At 51.2% G+C, this 25,773-nt stretch carries 24 protein-coding genes; 3 read left to right on the top strand and 21 right to left on the bottom strand.

Annotated features, from left to right (window positions below; genetic code table 11):
• Positions 1-148: 148 nt before the first annotated feature.
• The gene (locus tag HMPREF1487_RS23275; protein ID WP_010799224.1) at positions 149-436 is read left to right on the top strand and encodes a hypothetical protein; all 288 of its coding nucleotides are present in this window, start codon (positions 149-151) and stop codon (positions 434-436) included.
• Positions 437-739: 303 nt separating this feature from the next.
• Here HMPREF1487_RS23275 and HMPREF1487_RS23270 read toward each other — a convergent pair whose 3' ends face one another.
• The 12 genes from HMPREF1487_RS23270 to HMPREF1487_RS23210 all read right to left on the bottom strand — a co-directional run bounded on the left by HMPREF1487_RS23270 (position 740) and on the right by HMPREF1487_RS23210 (position 11,964).
• Positions 740-1,252 (bottom strand): hypothetical protein, encoded by a 513-nt coding sequence (locus tag HMPREF1487_RS23270; RefSeq protein ID WP_010799223.1) that lies wholly within the window; start codon positions 1,250-1,252, stop codon positions 740-742.
• Positions 1,253-1,720: 468 nt separating this feature from the next.
• The gene (locus HMPREF1487_RS23265; protein ID WP_010799221.1) at positions 1,721-2,371 is read right to left on the bottom strand and encodes an OmpA/MotB family protein; all 651 of its coding nucleotides are present in this window, start codon (positions 2,369-2,371) and stop codon (positions 1,721-1,723) included.
• Positions 2,368-4,083, bottom strand: a complete 1,716-nt coding sequence (locus tag HMPREF1487_RS26450) for a hypothetical protein (protein ID WP_010799220.1) — start codon at positions 4,081-4,083, stop codon at positions 2,368-2,370. The genes HMPREF1487_RS23265 and HMPREF1487_RS26450 overlap by 4 nt, the downstream gene beginning before the upstream one ends.
• Positions 4,080-5,426, bottom strand: a complete 1,347-nt coding sequence (locus tag HMPREF1487_RS23255; protein WP_154982410.1) for a hypothetical protein — start codon at positions 5,424-5,426, stop codon at positions 4,080-4,082. Before HMPREF1487_RS23255 ends, HMPREF1487_RS26450 begins: the two co-directional genes overlap by 4 nt.
• Positions 5,362-6,321, bottom strand: a complete 960-nt coding sequence (locus HMPREF1487_RS23250; protein ID WP_010799218.1) for an ATP-binding protein — start codon at positions 6,319-6,321, stop codon at positions 5,362-5,364. The genes HMPREF1487_RS23255 and HMPREF1487_RS23250 overlap by 65 nt, the downstream gene beginning before the upstream one ends.
• Positions 6,322-6,751: 430 nt before the next feature.
• A complete protein-coding gene (locus HMPREF1487_RS23245) occupies positions 6,752-7,594 on the bottom strand; it encodes a DsbA family protein (RefSeq protein WP_010799217.1) in 843 nt (280 codons plus the stop codon).
• A gap of 147 nt (positions 7,595-7,741) precedes the next feature.
• A complete protein-coding gene (locus tag HMPREF1487_RS23240; protein WP_010799216.1) occupies positions 7,742-8,071 on the bottom strand; it encodes a hypothetical protein in 330 nt (109 codons plus the stop codon).
• Positions 8,055-8,531, bottom strand: coding sequence for a hypothetical protein (locus HMPREF1487_RS23235; protein ID WP_010799215.1), 477 nt, complete (start codon positions 8,529-8,531; stop codon positions 8,055-8,057). The genes HMPREF1487_RS23240 and HMPREF1487_RS23235 overlap by 17 nt, the downstream gene beginning before the upstream one ends.
• Before the next feature lie 603 nt (positions 8,532-9,134).
• Positions 9,135-9,674: a conjugative transfer protein MobI(A/C) gene (mobI, locus tag HMPREF1487_RS23225; RefSeq protein ID WP_010799213.1), complete on the bottom strand. Its 540-nt coding sequence runs from the start codon at positions 9,672-9,674 to the stop codon at positions 9,135-9,137.
• Positions 9,675-10,188: 514 nt separating this feature from the next.
• Positions 10,189-10,836 carry a FlhC family transcriptional regulator gene (locus HMPREF1487_RS23220; RefSeq protein WP_010799212.1) on the bottom strand — a complete coding sequence of 216 codons (648 nt, stop codon included), beginning with the start codon at positions 10,834-10,836 and terminating at the stop codon, positions 10,189-10,191.
• Position 10,837: 1 nt separating this feature from the next.
• Positions 10,838-11,422: a hypothetical protein gene (locus HMPREF1487_RS23215; protein WP_010799211.1), complete on the bottom strand. Its 585-nt coding sequence runs from the start codon at positions 11,420-11,422 to the stop codon at positions 10,838-10,840.
• Positions 11,419-11,964: a lysozyme family protein gene (locus HMPREF1487_RS23210; protein WP_010799210.1), complete on the bottom strand. Its 546-nt coding sequence runs from the start codon at positions 11,962-11,964 to the stop codon at positions 11,419-11,421. The genes HMPREF1487_RS23215 and HMPREF1487_RS23210 overlap by 4 nt, the downstream gene beginning before the upstream one ends.
• Positions 11,965-12,470: 506 nt before the next feature.
• Between HMPREF1487_RS23210 and HMPREF1487_RS23205 the strand changes: the two genes are divergently transcribed.
• Positions 12,471-13,070: a hypothetical protein gene (locus tag HMPREF1487_RS23205; RefSeq protein WP_010799209.1), complete on the top strand. Its 600-nt coding sequence runs from the start codon at positions 12,471-12,473 to the stop codon at positions 13,068-13,070.
• Positions 13,071-13,107: 37 nt separating this feature from the next.
• On the opposite strand, the gene HMPREF1487_RS26445 is transcribed toward HMPREF1487_RS23205, so the two are convergent.
• The 8 genes from HMPREF1487_RS26445 to HMPREF1487_RS28115 all read right to left on the bottom strand — a co-directional run bounded on the left by HMPREF1487_RS26445 (position 13,108) and on the right by HMPREF1487_RS28115 (position 23,493).
• A complete protein-coding gene (locus HMPREF1487_RS26445) occupies positions 13,108-16,782 on the bottom strand; it encodes a conjugal transfer protein TraG N-terminal domain-containing protein (RefSeq protein WP_010799208.1) in 3,675 nt (1,224 codons plus the stop codon).
• The gene (locus tag HMPREF1487_RS23195; RefSeq protein WP_010799207.1) at positions 16,782-18,218 is read right to left on the bottom strand and encodes a conjugal transfer protein TraH; all 1,437 of its coding nucleotides are present in this window, start codon (positions 18,216-18,218) and stop codon (positions 16,782-16,784) included. The genes HMPREF1487_RS26445 and HMPREF1487_RS23195 overlap by 1 nt, the downstream gene beginning before the upstream one ends.
• The gene (gene traF, locus HMPREF1487_RS23190) at positions 18,215-19,216 is read right to left on the bottom strand and encodes a conjugal transfer protein TraF (RefSeq protein WP_010799206.1); all 1,002 of its coding nucleotides are present in this window, start codon (positions 19,214-19,216) and stop codon (positions 18,215-18,217) included. Before traF ends, HMPREF1487_RS23195 begins: the two co-directional genes overlap by 4 nt.
• A 520-nt stretch (positions 19,217-19,736) precedes the next feature.
• Positions 19,737-20,036 carry a hypothetical protein gene (locus HMPREF1487_RS23180; RefSeq protein WP_010799204.1) on the bottom strand — a complete coding sequence of 100 codons (300 nt, stop codon included), beginning with the start codon at positions 20,034-20,036 and terminating at the stop codon, positions 19,737-19,739.
• 10 nt (positions 20,037-20,046) lie between these two features.
• Complete coding sequence (locus tag HMPREF1487_RS23175; RefSeq protein WP_010799203.1) at positions 20,047-21,549, bottom strand: 3'-5' exonuclease; 1,503 nt, start codon at positions 21,547-21,549, stop codon at positions 20,047-20,049.
• Between the two features lie 508 nt (positions 21,550-22,057).
• Positions 22,058-22,243: a hypothetical protein gene (locus HMPREF1487_RS23170; protein ID WP_010799202.1), complete on the bottom strand. Its 186-nt coding sequence runs from the start codon at positions 22,241-22,243 to the stop codon at positions 22,058-22,060.
• Between the two features lie 207 nt (positions 22,244-22,450).
• Positions 22,451-23,116 (bottom strand): GGDEF domain-containing protein, encoded by a 666-nt coding sequence (locus HMPREF1487_RS28120; RefSeq protein ID WP_256205774.1) that lies wholly within the window; start codon positions 23,114-23,116, stop codon positions 22,451-22,453.
• A gap of 83 nt (positions 23,117-23,199) precedes the next feature.
• Positions 23,200-23,493, bottom strand: coding sequence for an MASE2 domain-containing protein (locus tag HMPREF1487_RS28115; protein WP_010799200.1), 294 nt, complete (start codon positions 23,491-23,493; stop codon positions 23,200-23,202).
• Between the two features lie 491 nt (positions 23,494-23,984).
• On the opposite strand from HMPREF1487_RS28115, the gene HMPREF1487_RS23160 reads away from it, so the two are divergent.
• Positions 23,985-24,230 carry a hypothetical protein gene (locus tag HMPREF1487_RS23160; protein WP_010799199.1) on the top strand — a complete coding sequence of 82 codons (246 nt, stop codon included), beginning with the start codon at positions 23,985-23,987 and terminating at the stop codon, positions 24,228-24,230.
• Positions 24,231-24,275: 45 nt separating this feature from the next.
• On the opposite strand, the gene HMPREF1487_RS23155 is transcribed toward HMPREF1487_RS23160, so the two are convergent.
• Positions 24,276-25,421 (bottom strand): RNA-guided endonuclease InsQ/TnpB family protein, encoded by a 1,146-nt coding sequence (locus tag HMPREF1487_RS23155; protein WP_010799198.1) that lies wholly within the window; start codon positions 25,419-25,421, stop codon positions 24,276-24,278.
• Positions 25,422-25,773 lie beyond the last annotated feature (352 nt).

The following is a 25,773-nucleotide window of genomic DNA, read 5'->3' as shown; positions in this document are numbered from 1 at the left end:
TTTATCCAAATCTTGTATATCTGGCATTTATCAGGCGCGTCGGTGGACCACCTTAAACGACTAGCCTGAACCTACTATGAATAAATTCAAAATTTGTCGTGGGTTAATACCAGGATCTGCCAACTCATAAAAGGAGTTGCCGTATACAATGGAAAATCATACGTATCTGATAACGCTCATTCGGCAGACTTGGTTCAGAAACCGCTACCTTTCGTTTATTGTGGAAACAACGACACCAATTAGTAATGCAAGACACCTTGCCAAGGTACAGGTCATTGGCCTGGAATCATTTGATCCCAAACGCATAAATGATTATATGGTGTTTTCTATATCTAAAATTCAACAAGGCACTTTGAAAGAGGCTGACATCGAGTTCAGGATTATGGGTGTAGGATGTTTACACCCCGGGCGGTTAAAAACTATCCGTTGGAAATAACCACTCCTGAAAAGCCCTCAGCGTAAGGGCTTAAATGAATACACTCAGGATAAGGGTGTCAAAGAGTCTATATATACTATGCGGCTAGAGGCTGGGAGATTTCAAATTAACTTCGTGTTGTGATGGCTGGGCCAGCCATTAGAGGTCAGGTATTTCAGCATACCACCACAAGCATGTTTAAAAGCCAGGCATAGCCGGTTCAAAAGGATGATGACTCAATCAGGGGCAGGTGCCTGTATACGGGTAAGAGGTCTGATCGCTTTTGAGCTTAAGACCTCATGGCTTGTCTGACCTGTACCAGGGCTATTGAACCTGCCAAAATAACATGCACACTTCGCCCTGCTCTCCATCTCCAAAGCACGTTATAGCATCAGGCGTGGACCAGAATGGCATTGCTTCAAACCAGTAAGCCCATGTCTTTTGCAGATATTGCTCTGCATCGCTGCACATCAGCAGTAACTGCACTTTACGTACGCCTGTGCCCTCGGCACGCTGAAGCTTTTCCCGATCAGCAATAATTTTGGCGCGCCATTTGTCCTGGGTGTATCCATGAACCAACGAGGTTTCTACCAACCAGGGAGTGCCTTCCTTCCCATAGATGATCAGGTCACCTAACAATGCAAGCTCGTGCTGCTCAAACACCGTTCTATAAGCGGGCTTGGGTTGGCATTCAAATCCCTTGGCAGTGAAAGCGCTGAATTGCTCCCAGTTGAACCAGTCCTCAAATGAACATCCTGTGCCAGCAAAGCGTGTGATATCACGGGCCTTAGGCTGGAAGTGGTCATGCAGGAGTTGAGCAAGATATTCCAATGTCACTGATAAATTCTCTTCACTAGGTCAAGATAAAATACAGCAGGCTTCAAACAACAGGGACGGTAGATACCCTTACGCAGCAGAAGCATCGTTCTTATCGTTTTGGCTGCAAGGTAAGTGTTGCTTTTTTACAAAATACCTCAAGGCGCGTGGCCTGACGCTGCTCCAGATCTTTGTGCCGGCACGCAGGGCAGCTCATAAACATGTCGATGCCTGGGCGCACAATATCGCTCGAGCCCAGTGTAGTGGTACACCAACCGCAGTTAGGGCAGATGAACGTAAGGGGCGGTAAGGGCCTGGGCATCATTACTCCTTCGCGGCAACTTGCCGCCTCTTATGACTACTGCTTAGTTGCTACCACTGCCCACTACCAATGATGAACGGCAGAAATGAGAACTTCCGGTGGAGGACACGAGTCTGTCGACAGAGCGTTTACCCTTGACACGACTTTTATCCTGTCGGTATAGCTCGCTAGATTTTATGCGAGCCTCTATTAAGGAACTGTACCTCAACTCGTCGATTACGCTCATCACCTGGGTCAATTCCTGGCAAAGGCTGAGAATCGCCAAAACCAGCCACGATCACCTGTTTTGCCTGCGCTTCATCGAGTAAAGCAATCAATAGCTTACGAGCCTCCCGCGCTCGGGCTGCAGATAATGTAAAGTTGTCGTCATAAACCGTGCAGAATTTTGAGAAGTCCGTAACAGGTCTTGAGACCTGTATATTGTCAGTATGGCCTTCTACAAATACCTGAGCCTGTCCAGAGCCGCGAATGAAATCGGCTACCTTAGCGCCCAGATGGGATAATGCTTGACGTGCCTCTTCGGTAACACAGGCGCTACCACGAGCAAAGATGCGGTCACGTAATGTAATCTTTGAACCAGCTAAGTCAAAAGAGACCAACTCAGCCTCACCATCTTGCTCCATGGTGCGCTGCATGCCCTTGAGCATATCGGCCATGCGCTGCTGTTCCGCCTGAGCGCCCTGGTTTTTCTCCTGTTCGCGCTTGATATCGGCAAATTTATTTTGTAATACCGAAAGTACTAAAAGCAGCATCACCACAGCCATAACGCCTGCCATTAGGTCTGAGATCGATACCCATTCGTTTGGTTTTTCCTTCATACCAAGGATTCCTGGGCGGACTCGGCAAGCCCACCTCGCACTGGTGTAGTCTGCACGACCCTGCTAACTAAGGTAGGCATTCTTACCAATGAATCGAGGGCTTCGCTGTAGCGGACATCAGCACTAAAGATGCTTGCGATCTCGTCTATCTTTTTCGGTATGATCTCAAAGCTTGCTGTCAGGGTATGGCATACCGCATCCAGACGGTGAGGAAGTTCCTGTAAGGTTTTTGATGAGGCCTCAAACGTTTTGACAAGCCCTTTCATCTGCAGGGTGCTCGTACTGATGCTGCGTAACCCTGCCTGTATATCCTCTCCTAGCTTTGTCAGCTGCCCTTTCATTTCCTCGGCCATAGCGCTGACTCCCTTGCTGGTCTGATCAAGCCCTCCTAAAGCCTTGTCTTGGTTGGTAAACGCAGCCTGCATCCCCTCTTGCATCTTTCCAAGAACATGATTGAGCGTTTCCCCTAATGATTTAACGTTTTCGGAGATATCACCTGCCGCCCCCGAAAGGGTCTTTGACATTTGGGAGACACTACGTTCAAGGCCAAGCTTCATGTCGTCTACCGCGATGCCAAGCTTTGTGCTCATATCTTGAGTACTTTCGGAGATGTCCTGCGTTGCCGTTGAAAGCTCCAGCCCCATTTGAGATATTGTAATATTGAGACTCGACGCAATGGCATCAAGGGTACCCTTGAGCTCATGTTCCAGGGTGCTTACTGCGCCTTTGAGTCCATCAGACGACGTGGCTACCTGAGCTGCTGCGTCCTGCATGGTTGAAGCAGCATCACTGAGCTTGGCGATGTTCTCACCGCTCTGCTGTGTAAAGTTCTCAAGTTGCGCCTGCGTGCCTGCACTCAGTTCAATCATTTGATTGGTCTGATCAGCATGTTGCTGAAGCAAGGCTATCTGTTGACTTGCTTGTTCGACTAATTTCTCAAGAGCAGCGCCATGCTGGCCAAACTGCTGGCTGAAAGTTTCAAAATGCCGCACCCATTGCTCATTTCGCCGATCAGCCAATTGGCTATTAGCATGTGCTACTCTGGTCCATTCAGCCTTGAAGCTCTCTGTCTGCACATTCAGGGTTGCCACTATCAACTTGGATGCTGCGCGAATCGAATCCTGAAGCTTGTCCTCACTGGCTTGTTTCGCTTGCTCGCGCAGGGTCCGATACTGGCCTAGTTCTGCCTTGATCTTCCTGATACACCAGTTCAACCGTCGCTCTTCAAAGCCGTTGCCAGACTCCCACAGCTTGAGCAGGATGTACGCAATAATCCCCCAGGTTGAGGTCTTAAATTTAGTGCCCAGCCCCTGCATCATGGCCATCAGGTTTTGCATGGAATCATCCATCGCACCCACGGAATTGCCACTGCTCTGCAGGATGGTCGAGGCCTTATCCAGCGCCAGGCCCAATCCAAGGAAAGTCCCTAGCAAGCCAATAATAAGCAACAGCCCAGGCATCATAGCCGCAACTTTTTCACCGCGAGTGGCAACGGCCTGGCTCAGCTCATTCACTGAGCCATGTTCGATGTCTAATCCATTCTCAGCAGCGCCAGCAGCCCCTCCCTGCCATTTACGTTCCCATGCCGCCTCTCTGGCAGTAAACAACACCCAGAAAATGGCCACCGCTACGCCGGTAGTGATTATGCTGAAAAAAGTAACCTGAATCGCTTCGCTGGTAGGTACTAGAAAGTTGATGATTTCGGTGATCATACTGTGACCTCAACTTCCTTGAATGCAGTACCGCGAGCCTTGCACTCATCCTTAAAAATGTTGGCAAAGTCGGTGATAAGCTCTTTCTCATGCTCTTCGAGTGTTTCCCATTGGCGGCCTTGTTGAGCGCACTCAATGAGTAATACCCCTACCTCTGCACCAAACTCGGCAAGGTATTCGCGATCTTCAGCAATCAGCGTTTCCTCGTCTTTTTCTAACAATTGCAGAAACCCTTCGGCCGCATATACATAGTTGCGTTTCTCACGGCTGGCTTTAGCCAATGTTTCAAGAATAGTGGAGTTTGCTTTCGTGCTCGCATTCAACTCGGCTACCTGTTCCTCTTCCCCAGGAGTAAGCGACTCGATTTCACGGCTCATTTCGAAGCGGCGTAACACTACCTTGTCTATGGCCAACGACTTGTTCAATTCAGCCCAGCGCGCATCGAGGTTTTCTACATCTACCGCCCATGCAATGATCATTTCTTCAAAGATGAATGGCACCACGGGCTTGCCGAACAGCTTGGTAGTTAGCGCGTCCAGCCGCTCGGTTTGCTCTCCGCTAAGCCGGGGCACATCAGCGAGCAGGCCTTGCGATACCTCAATGATGAAAAATAAGTCCGGGTCAATCTGCTCAAGGGTTTTCAGCTCATCAATCACCCTCTCATAGGCGCCTAGCAGTTTCTGGGCAGCGCGAATGCGTAAGTAATGCTCGAAGTCGTTGATGTGTTCATCATTTACAGCAGTATTGACCTGAGCTCTTACCAGTAAATAATCATTAATCAATTTTGATACACGTAGCGTATATCGCTCAGCGTCAGAGGCCCCGCGCGAGGCTATGGCTTGGTCAAAGGCTGCGGAGTTTGCTTTAGCTTGCGCCATTTCAGCTTCATCCAGCCATTTTTCCTTAATTTGGCGGGCCATTTTCACCACCCACTCCACACCGTGTTTCAGGTATTGGACCAGAGGCTGTTGGTCCAGCTTTTCAATAAATGCCAATGCACGATCCATCAGCAATGCGAAACTCTTAGCCCATGGATGAGGCAAGGCTACTGCCGCCGCCTGTAGTAGGCTACGAGCCTTGCTGATGTAGGGTTTTACGGTGCGCCAGATCGCCTGTACATCGCCCACAAACGTCTCGGCTTCATCGGCTAGCCAACCTATGGTTTTCGCAGCTACCTCTTTAGCCTTTTTCATGATACCTGGTACGGCCTCAACCACTTTTGCAACCGTGCCCACCACACCGCTCACCAACGAACTAAACCATCCCATGGATAGATCCTCAATTGACGCCCAGAAGCTTTCTGGCGACGTCGGTTTTAACGTGATTATGAGCTCGCTGATCACTGGCAAGATCGGCAAGCGTTGCTTTGACCTGGTTTATGGCCTCTTCCAGGTGCACTAATTGCAATTCAGGGGAACCGTTACCAGCGAACGCCTTCGGCAGTGCTAAACGTATGCAAGTTCGTATATCGCGACCGGAAAACCCGTCGCTCAAACCGACAACAGCATCCAGAACAGCCTCTCGCTTTTGGAGGGGGATACCCGGCACCATTAAACGCGACCAGATAGCTTGGCGCTCTAATGCTGCTGGTAATTCAAATTTGACGTGTTGAGTGATACGGCTAATAAATGCGCTATCATAGTTCCTGGCAAAATTCGTAGCGAACACTACCAGCCCTTCGTGCTTTTCCAGTTCAATCAGTAATGTTGAACGCATGGCGTTAACTTCATTGTCGACTCCCTGGGTCACAGACGACAGGCGTTTGCCAAGTAGCGTATCTGCTTCGTCAAAGAACAACACGGCGCCTTCGTCCGTAGCATGCTTGAATAGCTGGACAATGTTTTTAGCCGTGTCGCCCATGAACTTGCTCTCAAGATCAGCAATGCTGATGCTGATCAATGGTTTACCTAGACTCCCGGCCAAAGCTTCTGCGGTCAACGTTTTCCCAGTCCCTGGAGGTCCGTAGAAATTCAGCACCACACCCTTGCCAGTCGGATCTACCGAAGCAAAACCCCACTCTATATAGATAGTGCGGTAGTGCTGGATTTTGATAAGCGCTTCATCTAACTGCTGTTTTACCAGAGGGCCCTGCACGATATCCGGTAAAGTGACACGCGCCGCTTTTGCCGCCCAGCTTGCAGGTAATATAGGCATGGCATCTTCAGAAGAGACCTTTTCTAAGCTCTCCCTAAGTTGCTGCCGTGCACGACTATAAAGATGGTCTTTTGAAGGCGACATGTGGCTTATCCTTTCCACCAAGGCCGCTCATTACCTACCTTGGCTATTGAGAAATGGCATATGGGCTCATGCTTGAAGCCGAGCCGTTCTACACCGACCGAGGATTTATCGGTAACAATTAAATAATCTTTAACAGTAGTTCTGCTGCTCAATCCTAAAAGCGCACTAGCGTTTCTCTGTAGGCTCAACAAAGAAGGATCGCACTACAAGCTGGCGTTGAACTGGTTTTCAGCTATCTATAAACCTGTCGGAGCGGTGACAAAGTCAGCGCTTAGTCTTCAGCCAGCTGGATAGATGCGTGAGTACGTCAAGTTTCCTGTAAGAGCAGTAGAAACAAGGCTAACGCCTAGGGCCGGGCACATAAAAGCCAACGGCCATGGAAGCGGTTGGCTCTGTATCCTTTGGGCAGGCGTTTTAACTGGCGCCATTGCTATTCGCTGAAGATTAAGAGCGCGCCGGTGGCCTTTGGATCCTTGCCCTCCTCCTCGTCCTGCCTCTGCAGACGACGCATCACCGACAGGAAGGCTTCCATGGGCTGTGCCCCACCCAACAGGATGCGCTGCCCGGTCTTGTTATCCACGACAAAGGTGGCCGGCGTGCCATTGGCGCCGTTGCTCTTGGCCAGCGCCACTGACTGCTGGAGCTTGTCCATGTGCCGACGCTCGGTCATGCACTGCTTGAAGGCACCTGAGTTAGCGCCCAGCCGAGTCGCCAGGCCATTAAGGTCTACTTCCTGCCCGGGCTGCTTGTAGAGCTGATCCAGCATGACCCAGAACGCCTGATTGCCCTTTACCTCGGAGACACACTCCAGGGCATGGGCCTGCACCTGTGAGGTCGACGAGAGGATGGGCATGTTTTTGTATTCCCAGTTCACTGCTCCACCCGAAGCGTCGACGATCTGCTTGGGCGTTTCATGAAAGCGCTTGCAGTAGCCGCACTGGGTATCGGCGAATTCCACCAGCGTAAAACGAGCCTTGGTGCTGCCATAGATATGCTGGCCTGCCTTTCGCCCTTCTAGGCTGTCAGACGCCGCCTGATAGCCCTCAAACATCTGCTGGCGCGCCTGATCGGCTTCACGGGTACGGATATCCGCCAGGGTGGTCTCGATCGAGGCCTGCAAGCGCTCGGGCGAGGTGGCTGACTGTACGGTTTGCGCCAGTTCATCCATTCTCTTTTGCGTCTGGTAAGACTGATAAAACATACCGCCTACAACTGTTGCGCACGTTACAGCAAGTGCAATGACTACACGTTTGCTCGAATTCTTGTCACCCATTTTAAAACTCCCGTTTTAATATATAGTGGCGCCTTGATGTAACTTTGCTATACATGAGGAACAGCCATTGGCGTATTTATCCGTGACCACACTTACCAAACTATGTATTCTGGGCGTTAAGCAAATGTAACAAATAATTACGATCAATCAGGGCATGAGAAGTGCGTCGCAAAGCGCTGGCAGAATATTAACAACAATAATCAGATAGCATCCCATCGCATATCCTGCTGCGCCCGTTCCCAGTAATCCGCTAATTAAACTTCCAATACCTTTTTGACAGCACCGGCCAAGATCAGCGCCCAGCTGTTTGCCCTGAAGAAAACCCCATGCTCCCATAACAACGCAATTAAACAGTGAGCAGGCCAGGAAGAGATCAAGAAATGACCGACTTATATCCAGCCAATAAACCGTACCACAGGTTAAAGCGGTTAAGGCAAACATAACTGATGGGACAATCGATTTAGTTTGAAACCGCATGAATGCCTTCCTTGCCAGCCACTAGCAGATAGGTTGGGAAGGAAAAAACATTGGCTTTGTATCCCTGTTGGACAGGAATTGCGACCAGCCAGCCATTAGGCAGGAGTTCAAGTAGCGATTGAAAGACAGCCGTATCAAGACAATCAACCGGGTGCCCCGTCATATCAAGCAGTGATCGGGTAAGTGTGTGTCGTGGCTTGAGTTCAACTATATCCGGGCGGCCATTGGCAAGATGGGACTGGACAAATGAGAAAGTGGGAAAGCTGCCGGATAAATGCGATGAGTAAGCACATAGCAAGGAAATACGCGCCGTATCCTCAACACCTTTTTGACTATGCCCATTGAAATACGAGACCAGCACTCTTAGTTCATCCAGCTCAAGCGTGGAAAGAAGATGGTTGATTACATATCTTTTGCGAGTAGGTAGTGCTTCAAGCAAGTTTTTAGCTGCAACGTGCATAACAAGTCCCTCCGGAAGTAAATCTACTTTCATGGTACAGGGAAATCTCAGAATGCAAGTCCGGCTGGATAATTAAGGAAAAACCTTGTCCTGAAATAGAATTGGAGCCGCTGGTCAGATTATTAGGTTCGCTAGATATCAATCTGCCTCCGGGAAAGTCGACCATCGGTCATTGAATTCAGATCCCAGAAGTCCAGGCCGAAGTCTGACTCTATACCTTCCGACATAATTCATATCTTGCTCGCGGTTTTTTGCAAACACACCATGCGGCACCTTTTCATCCTCAAATAACCGCTTGCGCAGATTAGAGTCGATAACCAGTTCCTCCTGAGGGTGTTCAAGATAAGCACAAAAGGTTTTGGAGAGTTCTATCCAATAGTGCGGCATAACGATATGGCCCGTACTTACCTGAACTCAATGGCCCTGTATTAGCTGGAAGGAATAGTTTGCCTTCCTTAATAAATACTGCACGCAGGCAGAAAAGCCATCACAATCCAGATCCCCCGATGTACTCAAGATCACAGAGTTGCAATTCCAGAAGTTGTGCATGACGGCTGTAAACCATATATGGAACCTACCAGTCGGCAAAACGATTAGATATATTCAGGAAGGCACAAGAGCGGCTGTAAGTTCCTTGAGTTTCTTGATCCGACTTCTTGCCTCGGTAATCAGCAGTTGCCGGCGGCGCATGATCTCATAATCGTTTTCTGCTTCTTCGATATTCTCCTTTTCCCAGGCGTGGCATCGGGAAAGTGATGCATTGCTATATCGAGTCTTTCCGGCAGGTTTGGAAATATGTTTACTTACCCAGAGCTTTTTACCAGCCTGACCCAGTTTTAGGGAGAAGGGACTGTAATACCAGATAATCGTTAAGGTGTTTTTCAGTACGCGTACGCGTGACCCCATTTTAGGAAACTGATTGTTTCGCTCCTGTTCGCGCCTGGCAACTGTCCAGAAGTACTCGCAGGTTTCCTTGGCCTGAAGAATGTTGAGGGCATTGAGTCGCTCAATCTGCTCCTCCAGGCCCGCCACTGCCTGCTCGGTCAGCTCAAGGATGTCCCCTGCATTAAGATCCAGATCCGCAATGCGTGTATCACCCCACGCCAGCTCTTGAAGCTCGGCCGTTGTGTAGTGCTTTGTCATCGTTGGAACCTCGCTATTTGACATGGCAATCAATGATCTTGAGGGTCACGGTTCGGGAGGCGTAAGCCGGTACATTTTTTGTCGAGGGAAACGGCGCCTAGCGTGTGGATACCCAAACGACCGTTATCTCGTTCTTATCTTATGGGATACCTAATCGTCGAAAACCGGGCCTTATAAAGATCGTCCTCAACTGGGTTGCTTCAAGGTATCCAACATACATGTGCGTTAATCCAGGGTGAGGTATCCAGCCTCGGAAAAACACATCCCTTTGATGACGTGGTATCCAACATACATGTGGGCTAAAGCGTGCCTAGGTATCCAGTCTGACGACAGCACCGCCTTTAATGGATCACTATCCAACGTACATGTGTGTTAGGCCCTGCGCTGGTATCCAGTCATCGTCAAGCTGTGTCCCCCTGGCTACCTCGACAGCTATCCATGCATGCCGCTAGCACCGTCTACCTGTTATGAGAAGGGAGGCCTATCCCTCCCTTCTCATGTGCTCAGACCGTGACTACATCCTTGGGGAGACATCTAGAGCTGGCGCGTAGACCGGTCCCTTTTTCATCTTTAGCCAGACCGGAGTTCGCTCGTCCATAACCGTGTCATGCAGCCTTTTACGGGCGATATCGTTAGGACAGCTGGAGCTCGTCACGGACGTGTTGTAGAAGACAACAAACGGGGTTCCACAATCGGGGCAAACCTCCAGGGAAACCTCCCGGGCGATGTAGGCAAGCGCCAGGGAATAAGCCTCGTTTATGGTAAGGATGCGTGGTAGTTTTTCGGACTGATTGTAGTGCCAGTTGATAGAGGCCAGATAAATATCATAGGCGTCTATAACATCATAGACATCAAATTCTCCGCACTTCTTACCATTCAAAGCGGCGTAAGGAAGAATAAAAAATGCAGCGTTTTTGCGCTCCGTTGAATTCTTGATGATGGTTTGCACACCCTTTTGAAGCTTTCCCTTGCGATCTTCAAGCGGAAGTCCAAGTTCATCCCGTATTTTACGCAGGGTCTTTTTGCTGAGCGACGTCTCAAGCTCAATAAAGCGAGTCACAAACTTTCGCATCAGCATAGTTCTGGCAAGAGTCAGTTTGCGCCCGGCTGCCATACTTTGATAGTGAGTGGTGTTTGAATTATCGCCTTTGTTGTCAGTCATGTCAGATTTCCAGGGAAGAGTTAAAGCACTGAAGTTGGATTCGGCTCAACGCCTCTTTAGATAGATCTGCTCTACCGATGCCGTTAATCAATTGTGAGTCAAACCTGAGTTCAAGTTTTCCGGCAGTGGTATGCGCAACCAGATGCCGGATCTGGGCATCAGATAGCTTTCTGACATATTCGATATGTTCCTTCTTTACTCCATACCGAATACGGGTCACTCCGATACTTTGCCGGTGTGAGCAAAGTTTCACCGATAGCCAGAACCTGTATGCCAAGTCCTGAAACTCATTAAGAGTTGCGCTCGGTTGCGGGCTCGCAACAGGTAATACTTTTTTAAAATCTGTAATTGCATGGCTACAGGTAAAATGCAATACCACTGGATCAGCAAGTAACCTTATGTTCTGCTGGGCCAATTGGGCCAGCCATGAATATTCTTTAGCCTGGATCTTGAACTCTTTGCGCGTCTCCGCGCATCCATCCATGGCGCTGCGGTATAAATAGGACCAGACGTCACAATTAAGATCTGCCGTGTCCTTACAACTTACATTAGCAAAACCACTTTCGTAGTTATTGAAACTGCTCATTGCTCGCAAACTCCACCTATGACGTAGGATATGTTCTTGCATATAGCCAGTACTCTTGAACCGTAGTTTCTGGCCAGTGCTTCGTTTTTTATGTTGTGGTACCTACCGATACCCAATTCCAAGTCACCAGGAGCAGATCTGATTCTCTCGCTTAGTATGGATGCACCTGTTCTCAAGCCATTTTCAGCACTTAACAACGACTTCGGATCATTTATGCGATCGGAATTCCAGTACAGGTTTACCTGCATGATTCCGACATCAACTGATCTTGCACTTCTTAAAAGGTCAGTCAGGAGATGCTCTGCTTCTTCCAACGTTTTTGCATAATACGCTTTGGTTGCAGTTCGTATGGTATACGGCCACGGGCTTATACCTTCCGAAGAAGAATAGGCCGACTCAGCAAGTGCAACAGAGTAGAGCAGATTGACAGGCAAGCCATGCTCTCTTGCTATTTCACCAAACAGTGAATTATCAAGATCTGCATGAGCATGAGTTACGGATAGCGCTCCGAGGGCGAATGCCAATAGTGCAACCTTTTTCATATCTTCCCCGCTTGCTAAGTTTTAGCTTTGTCTGAACTACATATCCATTTTCCACAAAAATTCCATTATGCAAGTGCCGCATTCAGAGTGACGCTAAATCTTGCGCAGAGAAGACTATTCGGCTGCGAGTCCGAATATTGCGCTCATTGGTTTTCTGTAATCAATCCCTATAGACAAACGGGCAGGTACAACTTGCGGGAGTCTATGTAATAGAGACAGCTAATATCAGGCCGATATCAGAGTGAAGGCAAATTCACTGAGATCGGAGAGATATTGCTCTGGTGAATAGCAAACATTCGTTTGAACATTTGCATAAAGCATAAGCTGGTAGAGACTACGAGCTGGGTACAGAAATAATATTGACGCTTAATGGGCTGCTTCTTTAACGAGGCCAGCTACCTCAGGAATGAAATGTAGACTACTTTTTATGGATTGAGCAACTGTCTGGATGAAATCATTTTCACGCAGACACCAACCTTAACGATGTCATCCTCAGGGCTACGGTCATGACACAGATCGATGCGGAACAAAAGCTTGTCACAAAACGTGGCTTCATAAGGACATGGTTGCTGGCGCAGCTGGTGTTTTTGGTGATCGCTTTTTTGTCCTTTAGGCTGATCGCCATGTCAGATACCAGGAGTCTCTCCTACGATGCCTTTTTGTTTGCGGCTCTAATTGTCTTCCCACCAACCAGTTTCATGGGCTTATGGGGCTATAAGGCAGCTTTAGGCGGAGGGACATCAAAGGTCATATTTGGCCTTCTTTCAGTTGCTTCTATAGGTGGAGTGGTATTTTTTTCGGATCTGGTACCTGTTTCTGTAACGTCAGGCATCTGGTTAGCTGTGGCTTTGCCTGTTTTCTTAATTACAAGGCTGGTCAAGCTAATCAAGGACACTGAGAACGCATTTGCAGCAAGGCGAGCTGAAAGGGCGAAACCTCGAGTCTATGCCGATGAGGAAAATACTAATGAATACGTCTGGCTCACACCAAACAGTCCGAATTGCAAGAGTTTTGCTTTGAGAGAGCTCGATGATTTACATGACTATATGGAACAACAGGTTTTACATGAGGCCAACCCGTTACATCCCCATCCTACTAAGCTTTGAGAAGCCCGCCCTAGGGCGGGCTTATGGTCAGATCTAACTAATCTGTAATGCTATCTGGGTGGAATGTTCTATTCAGCCGAGACGCATGCTGCAGCACGCTACGCTCAAGATCCGGGTTTTGCGTAGCTTTGCCGATAAGTTCATAGGTCTTTTCAATTGCCTGTCCTATAGTCGCTTGCTCGGCTGGAGACAGGTCCGTAAAGCTCCTGTGCCCTAACGCTTCGGCCGCAGCTTGCTTGTCAGTCTCAATACGCTGCTCTCGTAAATCACCATTCTTGTAATTATCAATCGTATCACCTACGAACCCGGTTGCTTTAAGTAACGGACTCGGCAGAGGTATATCCTTTAGCTGGCCAGCTAAGCCAATAGCCTGATTAGCAAGGGTAAAGTGATCAGCATACTCATGGGCCATCGATTCGCTAAGACCTTCCCCAAGGGCCTGCTGATATTTGCGCTCCCGCATTATTTCACCAGAACGGGCCAACTCCTCTGGTGTAATTCTGGAACTATCGCCCTTCGCCGCTTCAGCCAGTTGACCAGCCATTACAGCAGCTGCCTGCTCGTTAGACATGGAGCTAGTAATCCCCTCTCCCATCATCCCTCTTGCTATAAAGGCACCGCCTTTGAGCAAATCACCTTTCCAGCCGTCTGGGAGCTTGAAGCGCGATAGATCCTCTCCTGCTTCAGCGGCAGTCCTAACCTCCTTGAGCTGCTGATCATCCATTCCACTCAAATAGCTAATTATTCCCTGCGCTGCGTCTCTTGCTATACCTGTAGCCGAAGCTGCAGTCGTACTCGCTACGCCATCGATCAATGAGCCAGCAGCCTGGGGTGCACCCATCGTACTGAGTGCAGATGTTAGCTCAGGTGCATTATTCACGCTCTCAGCAGTCTGCATCAGTCGCTCTGTTTGTAGCTGAGTACCCCAGCTAGAACCTTGTGAGCGCGCTTCAGAAAGGCCTGTCTCGTGGTGTTGGCCTACGGGACCACTGTTGCCATTGAGTCTTCCCATACCTTGGGTGTAGCTGGGACCTGCGGCTGCGCCAGCAGCCGCCTGATTTCGATTGACCATAGCGGGGCCTTGTATTCCCTCGGCCTCTTCACGTACGCCACCCGGAATACCTGCCGCTCTGTCGACCAAGCCGACATTAGCCTCATGAGACATTTCCGGGGCCCCTTGTAGATCTCGGCCCAGTGTCATACCTGTAGCCGCGGCGACTGTATCCATCGCTGAGCGGTATGTGCTGGTATCGTTTCCGAAAGTATTTTGGTCAGTCATGAGCACAAGAGATGCAGCGACCCGAGCCTTACGTTCATCCATGCGATAGGGACCGTCATTGGAAGTGTACCTATCCATCAGCTTGCTAACCTTGGAGCGAAGCTCAGGATGGTACTGGGCAAACTCAGTGAGCATCCGGGCTGCACCATCGTTTTGCGACATCTGATTGGACAGATCATTAATGGTTAATCCGGTATTCGACCCAAAGCTCTCAGCCATGGAAGAGGTGCGAGCATAGGCTTCATTGGCACTTACTGCTTCGGAAGCAGCATTTTGGAGGGACTGAGCGCGTTCAGATCCAAGTGCGTGAGACAGAGTTTGGGTACTCATACTGCTAATGCCATGGCTTAGTGCGTCGCTCAGCGACGCCCGGCTGCTTTCACTAAAGCCGGCCTGCTTCAGGTACTTATCACCGTCCGCTTTACTGTATTGGACTTGATTAGTGTCGGAGTCCAATAGGCTTCCAGATATAGCTGCTTTTCCACTTACTCCACTGCTGTCCTCATTTTCTCCTTGACTACGCTTCCCTTTACCTACTGATGGGAATGACAATCCTAATGCACCGCCTCCAGCTGCTGTCATGGCTATCGTTCCAGTCACAGCAGCCGTTTGCGATGCTCCAATATTATGATCTCTCATATAACTCGCCGCGGCGCTCCGGATTGCCTGCGCCTCACTGCTATTGCTGCTCATCACCGTGCGACCGATCTGCTCTGAAAGCGAGCTCATCTGCTGCTGCGAGACGTTATCGGTAAACGAGTTGGAAAGCGTGCGGGTAAACTGCTCGCGCTTGTCGTTGGCATAGCTTTGCGCCGAAGAGGCAGCGCTGCTGAGCCTTGCATCAAAAGCAAGATTCGGGAGCAGGCTGTCGGCACCGGTTCCTGCGGTCCCACCTACGTTCGTGTTGCTGTTCATGGCCAGGTTGTTCAGAGCCGGGCCATTGCTGACCGCATCGGGCGTCGTGATCTTCTCGTTGATGTGGTCCGCGCCGTTCATACGCTGGGTAAGCGAGGACCATGCAAACGTCGATCCTGTAATCAGCATCATGGTCAGTACCGGTGTGGCGGCGGCCAGCATCCCGCCAGTTGCCAGCCAGTTGCCCAGGATCTCGTCCGTTTTGTACAGGCCTATAAACGAGTCCAGCGCGATTGGCGTACCGCTGCCTGTACCGGCTAATTCTTCGAGCTTGGATGTAGACACGATGTACAAATACAGATTGATGATGGAAAGGATTGGCATCCACAGCTGGATCCAGACCAGCATCAGCAGGTACTTGCCGACAAGGGATTGGCCGAACCTACCGATAACCATCAGGAAGGCCATGAAGGGAACAATCGCATACACCAGACCCTCGATGAGCGACATCATGGGTCGGACCATACTTAGAAACATGGACTGCTCGGCCGCCCATTGCGTGTTTCGCTGCATCAGGGCCTGTCCAATCATGATTGCGCTGGAAAAGTCGCGCATGTCCTGATAGCGGCCCTGAGCAGCCTGAAGATAGACGTTATCCAGTACCGCGGCCATGACGTATTTCTGTGCATCTACCGCCGCTGCGCCTCCAGTTGCCAGTGAGCCAAAGTTATTGGAAAGCTTGGTGTAGAGATCATCATCACCATAGAGCTTGATTCCCGCAGACTCCGCCAGGGCCAGCTTGACCTTATCCGTAGCAAACGCCTCGTCGGTGCGCTGGATAAGCAGCGTATAGGCCGCCGAGCAGGTCATGGTCGTGCCCAGAGGATTTCCAGCGTCCAGAAACAGCAGGGTGTGGTGGATGCTGGACTTGTATTGCATGGCCTGCATGGCGGGCTGTGTCAGCAGCGCATCCAGGGTATAGCGGTTGGTATCAATCCCCTTGAGGGTGCATTCCTTGATGTAGTTGTACCAGGAGCGGCGAAAGTTGACCGTGCCCGTGCTTGTCCCGCTTTGCATGTTGGCAACTGACTGATCACCCAGGGCCTCGTTGATCGCCTGAAACACCTTGGGCTCGGAAACCTTGCGGCGCACATCGTTGATGCTCTTGAGGGCATCGGCAAAGTAGGTCTCGGTAATGCCCGGAACGATGGGATTGAACGCTTCCGTTATTCGAGTCAGGCCGTAACCGAGCTTTGAGGGCAAGGTAGCTAAGGCCACCATAAACGGCACATTATCAACCGGCCTTACCGCACCGGTATAAGCATCCTCGATCACTATCGTGCCTTTTGGGGCGAAGAGAAGCATCCAGATCATGACACCAACCAGAGGTTGATGAAAATCAACGCCTCCCTTTGCACCAGCCGTCAATGTCTGCCAGGCCATAATGAGTACACCCAGCAGCATCCCGATCGATACGATCTGAATGAAGTCGTCCTCACCGGAGATCATGGCCACGCCGTTGAGAATCTGCTCCAGAAAGGCGCTGTCGCCAATTGAGTACAAGTCGAATTCAAACATTATTTCTGCCCCCCACCGGTGATGGTGACCTGTTCCTGCATTGCATAACCGCTCTTCTCGACCAGGCCCAGCGTGGTCTCGGAACGGGCCAGCATCTGGCCGAGATCGCCGTAGTCACCGCGTAGCGCATCGGCTTCACGGTCCAGCTCGGCCAGCGAGTCACGTAACTGCTCGCGGGCCAGGTTGGCGTGGGAACTCTGACTGGTGGCAACCGCCGTGTAGGCCGTTGTGATCATGCGGCGTGCAGCATCCCGGATCATGGAAAGTGCCATGGCGCCAGCGGATTCCTCGGCAAACTCTCGAGCGGTCAGGCTGCTGACGGTAGAAAGGCGGCTGAGCATTGAACCGGCAGAGCCTGCGTTGGCTGATACAGCCTGTTCCTGCGTCGTGGCGGCCATACCCTCGGTGCCGGTGGCATATTTCATGATCAGGCCGTCCGAGGTTGAGCCATTGCCCAGGTAGGCTTCCTTGATCTTGGTTCTGAGGCCAATCAGGGTAATGGTCTTAGTGGGGCTGGTGCTGCTGATCGCACAGTTCTCGGTATCACCGCCGCAGTCGTATACCTTGACGGTACCGCCCTCAATGAGGTCCCTGAGCTTGACCATGTTGCCGGGCAGGGAACGGGCGATGTTGGTGTCATCATCACTGCCCTCCCCCACAATCACTGTGCCAGTCATGGACATGATGGCTTCAAGCAGGTCTGTATCCAGTGAGCCACTGGTGCCGCTTGTAGTGGTGGCAAACCACAGGTCAACCCGGTTACGTCTGAGCTCCTTCCAGACAATATTGCCCATCTGCTTTTCATACTCGGCCGGGTTGGACTGCTTGAGCGAGGCGCGAGAGCTGACGCCATCAGTCTCGCTCCAGGTCGCGAAGTAGTCCGTCATGGCACCGGTAATGGTGGCGCTGGTACGCACGTCGTTGTCCAGCTTGAACCCCATGGCCCCTACCGAGTCATTTACGACACCCTGCGCCAGCTGGCAGGAGTTGCCCATCATCTGGTTGAGGTTCTGGATGCGGGATTGAAGCTCGGAGAGCAGTTCAGCGCCGTCCGGAAAGACATTGGATAGTGCCAGCTGGAAGGCATAGCCGGTCGCATTGGCCGCAACACTTCGCAGGAGCTGGACGAACTGGTCGGCGTTGATAAAGGAGAACGATCCGCCAAACAGGTCCACACCACCACAGCCGGCCTTCCAGCTGGGAATCTGGAGGTTGGCAAAGTTGGTATTCATGATCGGACTCTTGGCGATATAGCGGCCGCCAGCCAGTGCACCCCGCGTCTGGGTTTCGAAAATGCCAGGATCAGTCGTGTTGGTCATCTGGTTGAACAGGTTGTCCATCTGGTCCTGCAATCCGCCTGCCTGAGCCGCACATGGCAGGAGACCTGCAAGCGAGATCGACAGAGCCAGCGCTGCTGGCGAGAGCCTTTTTTTCATGGAAGTTCTCCTCCGCCCACACGGGCGCTGCCAAGGGATTGGTCTATGTGCTGAAGCAGTTCGGAAGGGGGAATAAAACCGCTCTCATCGCCCTCGACTAAACCAGCGGGGAGCAGCTCGCTCAGGTTGTCATCAAGGTTGCGCAAGGGTCGGGTGCGATTAAGCGTGCGCTGGTCAATCCAGCCCTTGCTGGCCGCCGCCAGCGTGATGCGATGCTCGATATCCCCCAGCGCCAGCGCGCCCTGGGCGATGGGCGCAAAGTCACCGTCGGGGCTTGCCAGATATATCGCCGGCAGCTGGCGCACCCCCAGTATCCGGGCATGGCCGGCGTCAGGCTTGAAGGTTGGAAAAGGACTACCGGGCAGGTCCTTGCCGTCTATAGAAACAGGCGTCACGGTAAAACGGCTTTCCAGCATGCGCAGTACCGGAATCTGTGTTTCGCACAGGTCACAATCCGAGGCGTAGAAGAAAAACACGCCGACCTTTTGCGCCAGCTCATCAAGCACCTGCGCCTTGGCCTCCCCTGCCTGCTTGTCCAGTGCCTGAGCCGCGTAGGTCGCATTGGGACGGCGGGCGTTTTCATCCAGTAGGGGATCACCCTGCACCGCCAGTTGGGTTACGTCCGCAAACTGGGAGCTACGATCCATGGCGTAGCGCTGGAGCATCATGAATGCCCGTACATTCTCGACGGTGGGGTTATCCCAGGCAACGTCTTTGTACTTGGGCAGATTCTTTCTAAACCATTCCGCACTAAAGGCTTGTGGCGGTGCCGGGGTAGCCTGTGCTGGCGCCTCGGTTATGGTCTGAACTGTCTGAGATTGGGGTTCAAGAGGCGGAGGCGCGGGTGCTTCTTCTGGTGGCTCGGGAGGGTCTTCGTAAAAGAACCAGCCACGCTGCTTTTGTGCCCAAAAAGAGTGAGGGTCGGTGGTGTCGGCCGGAGCGTTGGAAGCAACCACACTGGCCAGCAAAAGAACCGGAACAAAGGCGTGTCGTTTCATGGCGTGCGCATCGTAGTGGCGGTATGTCGATACTACGATGCAAGCCCACTGGCCAAACCTCGTGGTTGATACCCGCGCGGGTACCAACCACGAGGTTTGGGTGCAAATAATTTACTGGAAAGACCAAGGGGATCATTTCGAACGGAAAAATCGGCTGATTTGCTGCAGTACCCGGCTAGATAGCTCGTAAACACTCGGCAATTGCCAAGGTGTCTTTTCCAGTGCTGAGCAGATGATCAAATAGGTTAGGAGAATGGAGCCTGGCACTATTGCAAGCTGGTTCTTCAAGTAGGCCATGCAGAGACAGTTGCCCAAAACAAAAAGAGCAAACAAAAGCATTGGAGTTTTGCTGACAAGAAGGAAAACACGTTGCCTAGTCATGGTCTCGCCCTCAATAGATTGAGCCTGGGATACTAAAACAAGGCTGGACATAGCTATGCCCGTGGTGGATACCCGCGCGGGCACCTTTGAGGAGAAGCCGACCAGCGGTACGCATTAAAGTGCGCTGTTATCCCAACGTTTATTGCTCAAAGGGGCGATCAAAACTGAGCATGCGGGACAGCATCATCACTACTGACATGACCAATCCAGCAATAGCATAGCCAATCCAGCTTCCTGCCTTCTCATTATCCAGATACAGCCCATAGATCAGGTAAGAAAACGTACAGCTGAAGAACACTGATGCCATTAACGCGGCTACCCAGACGGTACGGCGATTGACTGCTAGTTTTGCTATCACTACGCCTACCAGCACAGCACCGGTGATCAAGCTTAAGCAAAATGCAGCAAGGTACAGGTCTGCAACGGTGATATCGGGCATACCCACCTCATCAGGCGCTCAGTGACTTTGAACGGTATAGATCTGTCAGGCGGAACCCAGTCTTGACCAGTTTGACCAGATTCAGAAGCGTAGGTGTGATCACTAGCAGCTTCTTGGCCCGCGTCAGCGCCACGTATTGCAGGTTCACTTCCCCTAGCATCTCCTGCATGGGAATCTCATCATCTGTGAGGTCAGGAAAGTCGTCGCAGAGATAAACCTGATCCCATTCCAACCCCTTGCTCTTGTGAGCCGTGGTTATGACCATTTGCGCCTGCTGTCCACCCTTCACGAGCTGACTATTGAGTATGGCAAGGCTGTCGGGAAGATTGGGGTAACTGTCCACAACCTTGATCGCTCGCAGCATCTCAACGTCACGGGCTTCCTGCGCCACTATCTGGTAAGCGGTGTAATCCGGGTAGTCTTCAAGCAGGCGCTTGTTCTGGATGTTTTGCGGTTCGTCCTTTGAAAGCCAGTACACATCCAGGATGCCCTTGAAATCGTAGGCGTCAAAACCGCCAACTAACTCAATGCTCATGCCACGAGAAGAGAAGAACAGGGCGGCTTCAATCACGCCCATCACCGTGCGCGCAATAAAGGCAAAGGGCGGCTTTGAATCGCTTAGCTTGAACTCGGACGAGACCACAATGCGATCCTCCCCTCCCAGCCCCACAAGCGGTACATCCTCACCCTTGTAGCGCAGGAGCACATTGGCCATGGCCGCGACATTGGGACCAAAGCGAAAACTGTTGGTTAGCCGCAACTGCTCGGCGTCGCGCAACTGGGGATGGCTCAGGGCATCAATAGCGCCCCGGAACTGATAGATCTGCTGGTGTTCGTCCCCTACGGTAATGACACGCGCCTTGGTCTGGCTGAACACGATATCGGTGGTCAGCTCGTTGCTGTCCTGCCCTTCGTCAAAGAGGATCACGCTGTACTGGGCAGACAGATCCGGACGGGAGAGCTGGTACTGCTTCAGATACACATCGTGCACCGCAATTTGCTTGCTGTACGGGTCCTGCATCTCATTCCATAACGCTTCGGCCACCTTGATTGCAGCGCTGGCCAGCCGCGGATCGTCCTTCTTTTTGGACTTTTTCGACTTCATCTCTTGTGCACGCCGGTAGTGCGCCTGCGTAATGAATTGATCAGCGCTGTTCATGAAACAGGAAACGGTGGCAATGGCGGCGGCAGCGACTTGATAGTTACACTCAAAGTCTCGGGCCACCTCGACGGGCCGCAGATTGCCCTTGAGCTTGTGCTGGAGTGCTTTTCCATATCCGGTAAAGGCCATCTGGTGCGTGGTTTTGCATGTGACGTTACGGGGAAACTTCTTGGTGGCTTCATCACGAATGGCGCGGTTGTAGGCCAGATAAAGCATCTGCTCACTGGGATTGGCCCTGGCAAAGGCTACCAGTGTCGACGTCTTGCCAGTACCAGCATAGGCACGGACCACCAGCTTTTTTGCCTTCGAGGCAATAATGGGTTCCTGCTCGTGAGTGGGCGTGAAGGCCATAAGGTGTCCTTGAGTGTCGATGCCAGATACAACCAGCATCTCACAGGACTTCCGGGATGCAAGTCCGGAAGTCCTAACTACATTCAGTATCAGGAATTTTTCTTGCGAGATAGGCGCAGTTCTGCAAACAAAGAGGCCATGCTTCTTTAGCTAAGAGTAGCCTGCCTTAGCACTTTTAATGTTACCTGTGCTCCAACTGCAGGATATCTGTTAAAGCTAGATAGTAATGACTAAGAAACCAAAACTCCCGATTACGCCTATGGAAGTCATTGCTTGGTTCATCGCCGCTGGATTCATTTACATGTACTACCTGGTTTACACCGGTCAGTACTAATACAATCAATCAAGGTAACCATCGGCATGGTAGTAAGGCCGATTATAAGAGTCATCGCTGACAAGGACTTTCTTTGAAGCCTGGGCTCTACAGGTTTCATGTGTTGTGTTTAAACCGCTATCCGAGCCTTGTTCTTGCAACGTCGAAAGTACTTTTCCAGGACTGACCCATTATCTAATCACCCTTGAGCTCATGGTCTGCAGGTGGGCTTGCGTCAACGTCAATGATGCCTTCTCTGACAAGCAGCAACGAAATACCTATCAAACCGAGCCCCTCAACCTGCAGCATGGAATCAGTTGGATCAAAAGCAATACAGCCACCACCAATCAAACAGAACATTGCGCCCAGATAAAACAACACGTTTGAAATCCTTGCTGGCGTGGCAGCTGTACACCTGACAGGTTTAAATTCGACGTTCCGCGCAGTTGGTACTGACGACGCCGATTGATGATAGCATTATGATACCATCACTATAATTTAGAAATCTTTTTTCGGCAAAACTAACGCCTCTCGTGTGAGCACTGCTTGACAGTACAGTGCAGCTTGTAGATTTACGCAGTTCTATCCCTAATTGCGCCTCTCGAACTGAGCGAGTTGATCACGTCCATTGTGCTTCGCCTGATATAGGGCTTGATCGCTGCACTTAAGCCATAGCTGGGTATCTGTCATAGTCTGATCATATGGGGCGACACCAATGCTTAGCGTAACGACAGGAAGATGGTTCTGCTCTTCCAAAACCTTTCGCAAACACTGCTGTAACCGAGCCAACGCCAGTCTGGCCTGGGCGCAGTCAGCTGCCTTGAAAAGAACAGCAAACTCATCTCCTCCAACTCTTCCTGCAATATCAGAAGCACGGCAGTTTGCTTTTAGCACGTCACTAAACACGCGAATTACTTCGTCGCCGATCAGGTGCCCTTGGGTATCATTGATGGACTTGAAGCGGTCGATATCAATCAATGCAAGTACTGCGCTTCTGTTTCCCTGCTGTAAGGCAACAAACTCCGCTTCGAGTGATTCTTTCCAAGCGCCTTGATTAAGAACACCAGTAAGACTATCAAGGCGACTAGCATCTCTTAGGGCGCGCTTATGCCGTGCAAGCTTACCTGCCAGGCGATAGGCAGCCCCACCAACAGCCATGGGGTAGATAGCCAGCATTGGAAGGCACGCATAGACCTGCAGATGGCTCGTCTCAGGAAAAAACTTCAATCCCAAGGTTGCCCAGCCAATGATCAAGCCAGTGAACTGTACGAGAAGGCCTCTCCATAGGAACCTCGGCCCTCCTACGGCAATAGAGTTCATACAGTACATCGATATCATCATGGTGGTTGGTAAGGCGTTAAGTCCCATCGCCGCAACCCAAAATCCACCCACCAAGCCTCGATCAACAGGTTGCGTCGTTCAACAACGTAGGGCACATCAACGCGGCTCGCCAAAAGAAATGCAAGGTGCGGCCAGATGTAAGCATTGAACACTAACAGTGCCCATACCCATGCCGGTACTGATAAAGGTGTCAAAGCCGGAGCTATCGCCCAAAAACCGACGCCTGATCCAATCAGTCGCGGCAGGTACATCCGCTTGGCAAACGACCCTTTTTTTGGCGAATTGAACATTAAAAATGTCTTCGGAGGAGTGGAAAGTAGACAGCAAAGCTTACTGTTACTGTGCTAATAATCAGCTTTTGTGGGACAGGCGGCTTTTGAAGCTTACTGAGCTGTAGCAGCATATAAGGTGTACATCCTTTAGCATATTTACAGGCCCATCACAGACCGAGTTGGCCAACCTTTGGCGTTCATCCATCTCTTATATAGAACCCCTTCGGCGCAAGCAGGAGCGGGTCTTGGTACTTCTCAAAAAGCATGGAGCGACCCCTGAATCTGCCCTTCTAGAGACGGAGTGGGTTTGCGTCTCGATAAATAGCCGCACGGAGAGATCAGGGGAACAATCCTTCAGGGTCTATTCAAGGGCGCGCCACTCGAACAGTTAAGTATTCAACAGCTTCAAAACCTTATCGAGCATGCACCCGGAGAAGAGACACAAAGCCTTCTTGAAGCCTACCTTTCCTTTCGCGATGCTCACAGTAGCGCCAACCAGGAGTCACAGCATGTCGATTAAGGACACTATTGCTAAGATGGACGAAAAGCTGGTTGCAGAGTTGATGGAAGCCGCGCAACTAGCCCTCAACGATGATGAGACCTGCAAGCGGGTTGCCGAGGACATGCAGGTACCCTTCTGGCGCATACAGGCATTGGCCTATGTAGCAATCGAGGTATCAGGAAGCACGGGTAACGATTTAGAAATCATGACGCAGCGTCAGCTACAAAGATTTACTTCAGCTATTGAGCCCTGACTTCAATTTGACTGCTCCCCGCCCTGAAGGACGGGGATTCCCAATTCACTGCGAACAGGACACAGGCTCTTGACCTCTGCCGCTTACATTCGCTCCAAGGGCTAACACGGCCAGCCCGGCCGCTTTGATATTAAGTGCGGCATTCACGTCGCGGTCATGTTCTGCCTTGCATTGAGGGCAAACCCACGAGCGGACACTAAGCGGCATCAGGTCCATTACAAACCCACAGCCAGAACAACGCTTTGAGCTGGGAAACCAGCGGTCTATGGCGACCACTTGCCTGCCTGCCCAGGCGCCCTTGTATTGCAGCTGACGGACCAGTTCACCCCAACCCGCGTCGGCGATGGCTTTGCTCAGTCTGGGATTTCTGATCATGTTTTTTACAGTAAGGTTTTCGACACAGACCACTTGGTTTTCGTTAATCAGTCTGCGTGACAGCTTGTGCAAGCCGTCGAGTCGGCAATCAGCGATCCTGGCGTGAATCCTCGCAACCTTCTGGCGGGCCTTGGCTCGATTGGCAGAGCCAAGCTTTTTACGGCTCAGACGGCGCTGCGCCAATGCCAGCCGGGAGGCGTATTTGGCTGTATGGCGAGCATTGGCAACCGGCTCGCCTTCGGAGGGTACAAACAGCTCTTTCAAGCCCATGTCGATGCCGATGATTTTCGGCGTGACCGGCAAGACTTGTGGCTCAAATTCACACAGGCACGATACGAAGTATCGCCCAGCTGCATCCCTTGAAACCGTTATGGTAGAAGGGGCAGACGGAAGGGCACGACTCCAGCGGATATTCAGCGGCTCGCTGCTTTTCGCCAGAAACAGCTCGCCGTCCCGGTACTTGAATGCTGAGGCGGTGAATTCAGCCGATTGATGGTTTCGCTTTTTCTTGAAGGTAGGGTACCTGGCCCGCCCTTCAAAAAAGTTCTTGAACGCACTCTGTTGGTGGCGCAGGGATTGTTGAAGAGGAACGCAGGAAACCTCATTCAGGAACGCCAGTTCTGGCTGTTTCTTGAGTGCAGTCAGGTAGGCACTAGCCGCGGAGTAGCCGATTTTCTGCTGTTCCTTATGGAACGCATCGGTTCGCCAGCGCAGCAGGGTGTTATAGACCAAACGCACGCAGCCAAACGTCTTTGCAAGCAGCTCTGCTTGTTCAGGCGTTGGGTAGAACCGGTATCTGTAGGCGCGTTTAGTCATGCCTTACAACATACAAAACTTGATGTGAGATAGAAATTGGTCATCAGCAGGAAGCGATAAAAGGGCACGCTTTGCGCACCGCGCTATCCCTTCCCGCACTAGAAGTACGGGGTATCTCGCGCAAAACTGATGATGTCCGCTAGATTGAATTGAACAGGACTCGCCTACTCGACCGATACTGTGTTTTCGCCCTATGCCCTTATAGATCAAGGTTGAACACATGTCGCGCTACGGCCTGACAGGAATCAATCTAGTGAGGTATCTACCGGCCAATAACTGCCGCTCATGGCCGTCCGCATTCGGCTAGAAGCCGGCCGCTCAATGCCGGAAAATAGACTCAGCACTGTATGCG

Origin of the sequence: Pseudomonas sp. HPB0071, from assembly GCF_000478505.2 — a bacterium.
GTDB classification, from domain to species: Bacteria; Pseudomonadota; Gammaproteobacteria; order Pseudomonadales; family Pseudomonadaceae; genus Chryseomonas; species Chryseomonas luteola.
This window is presented reverse-complemented; position numbering and strand designations above follow the sequence as displayed.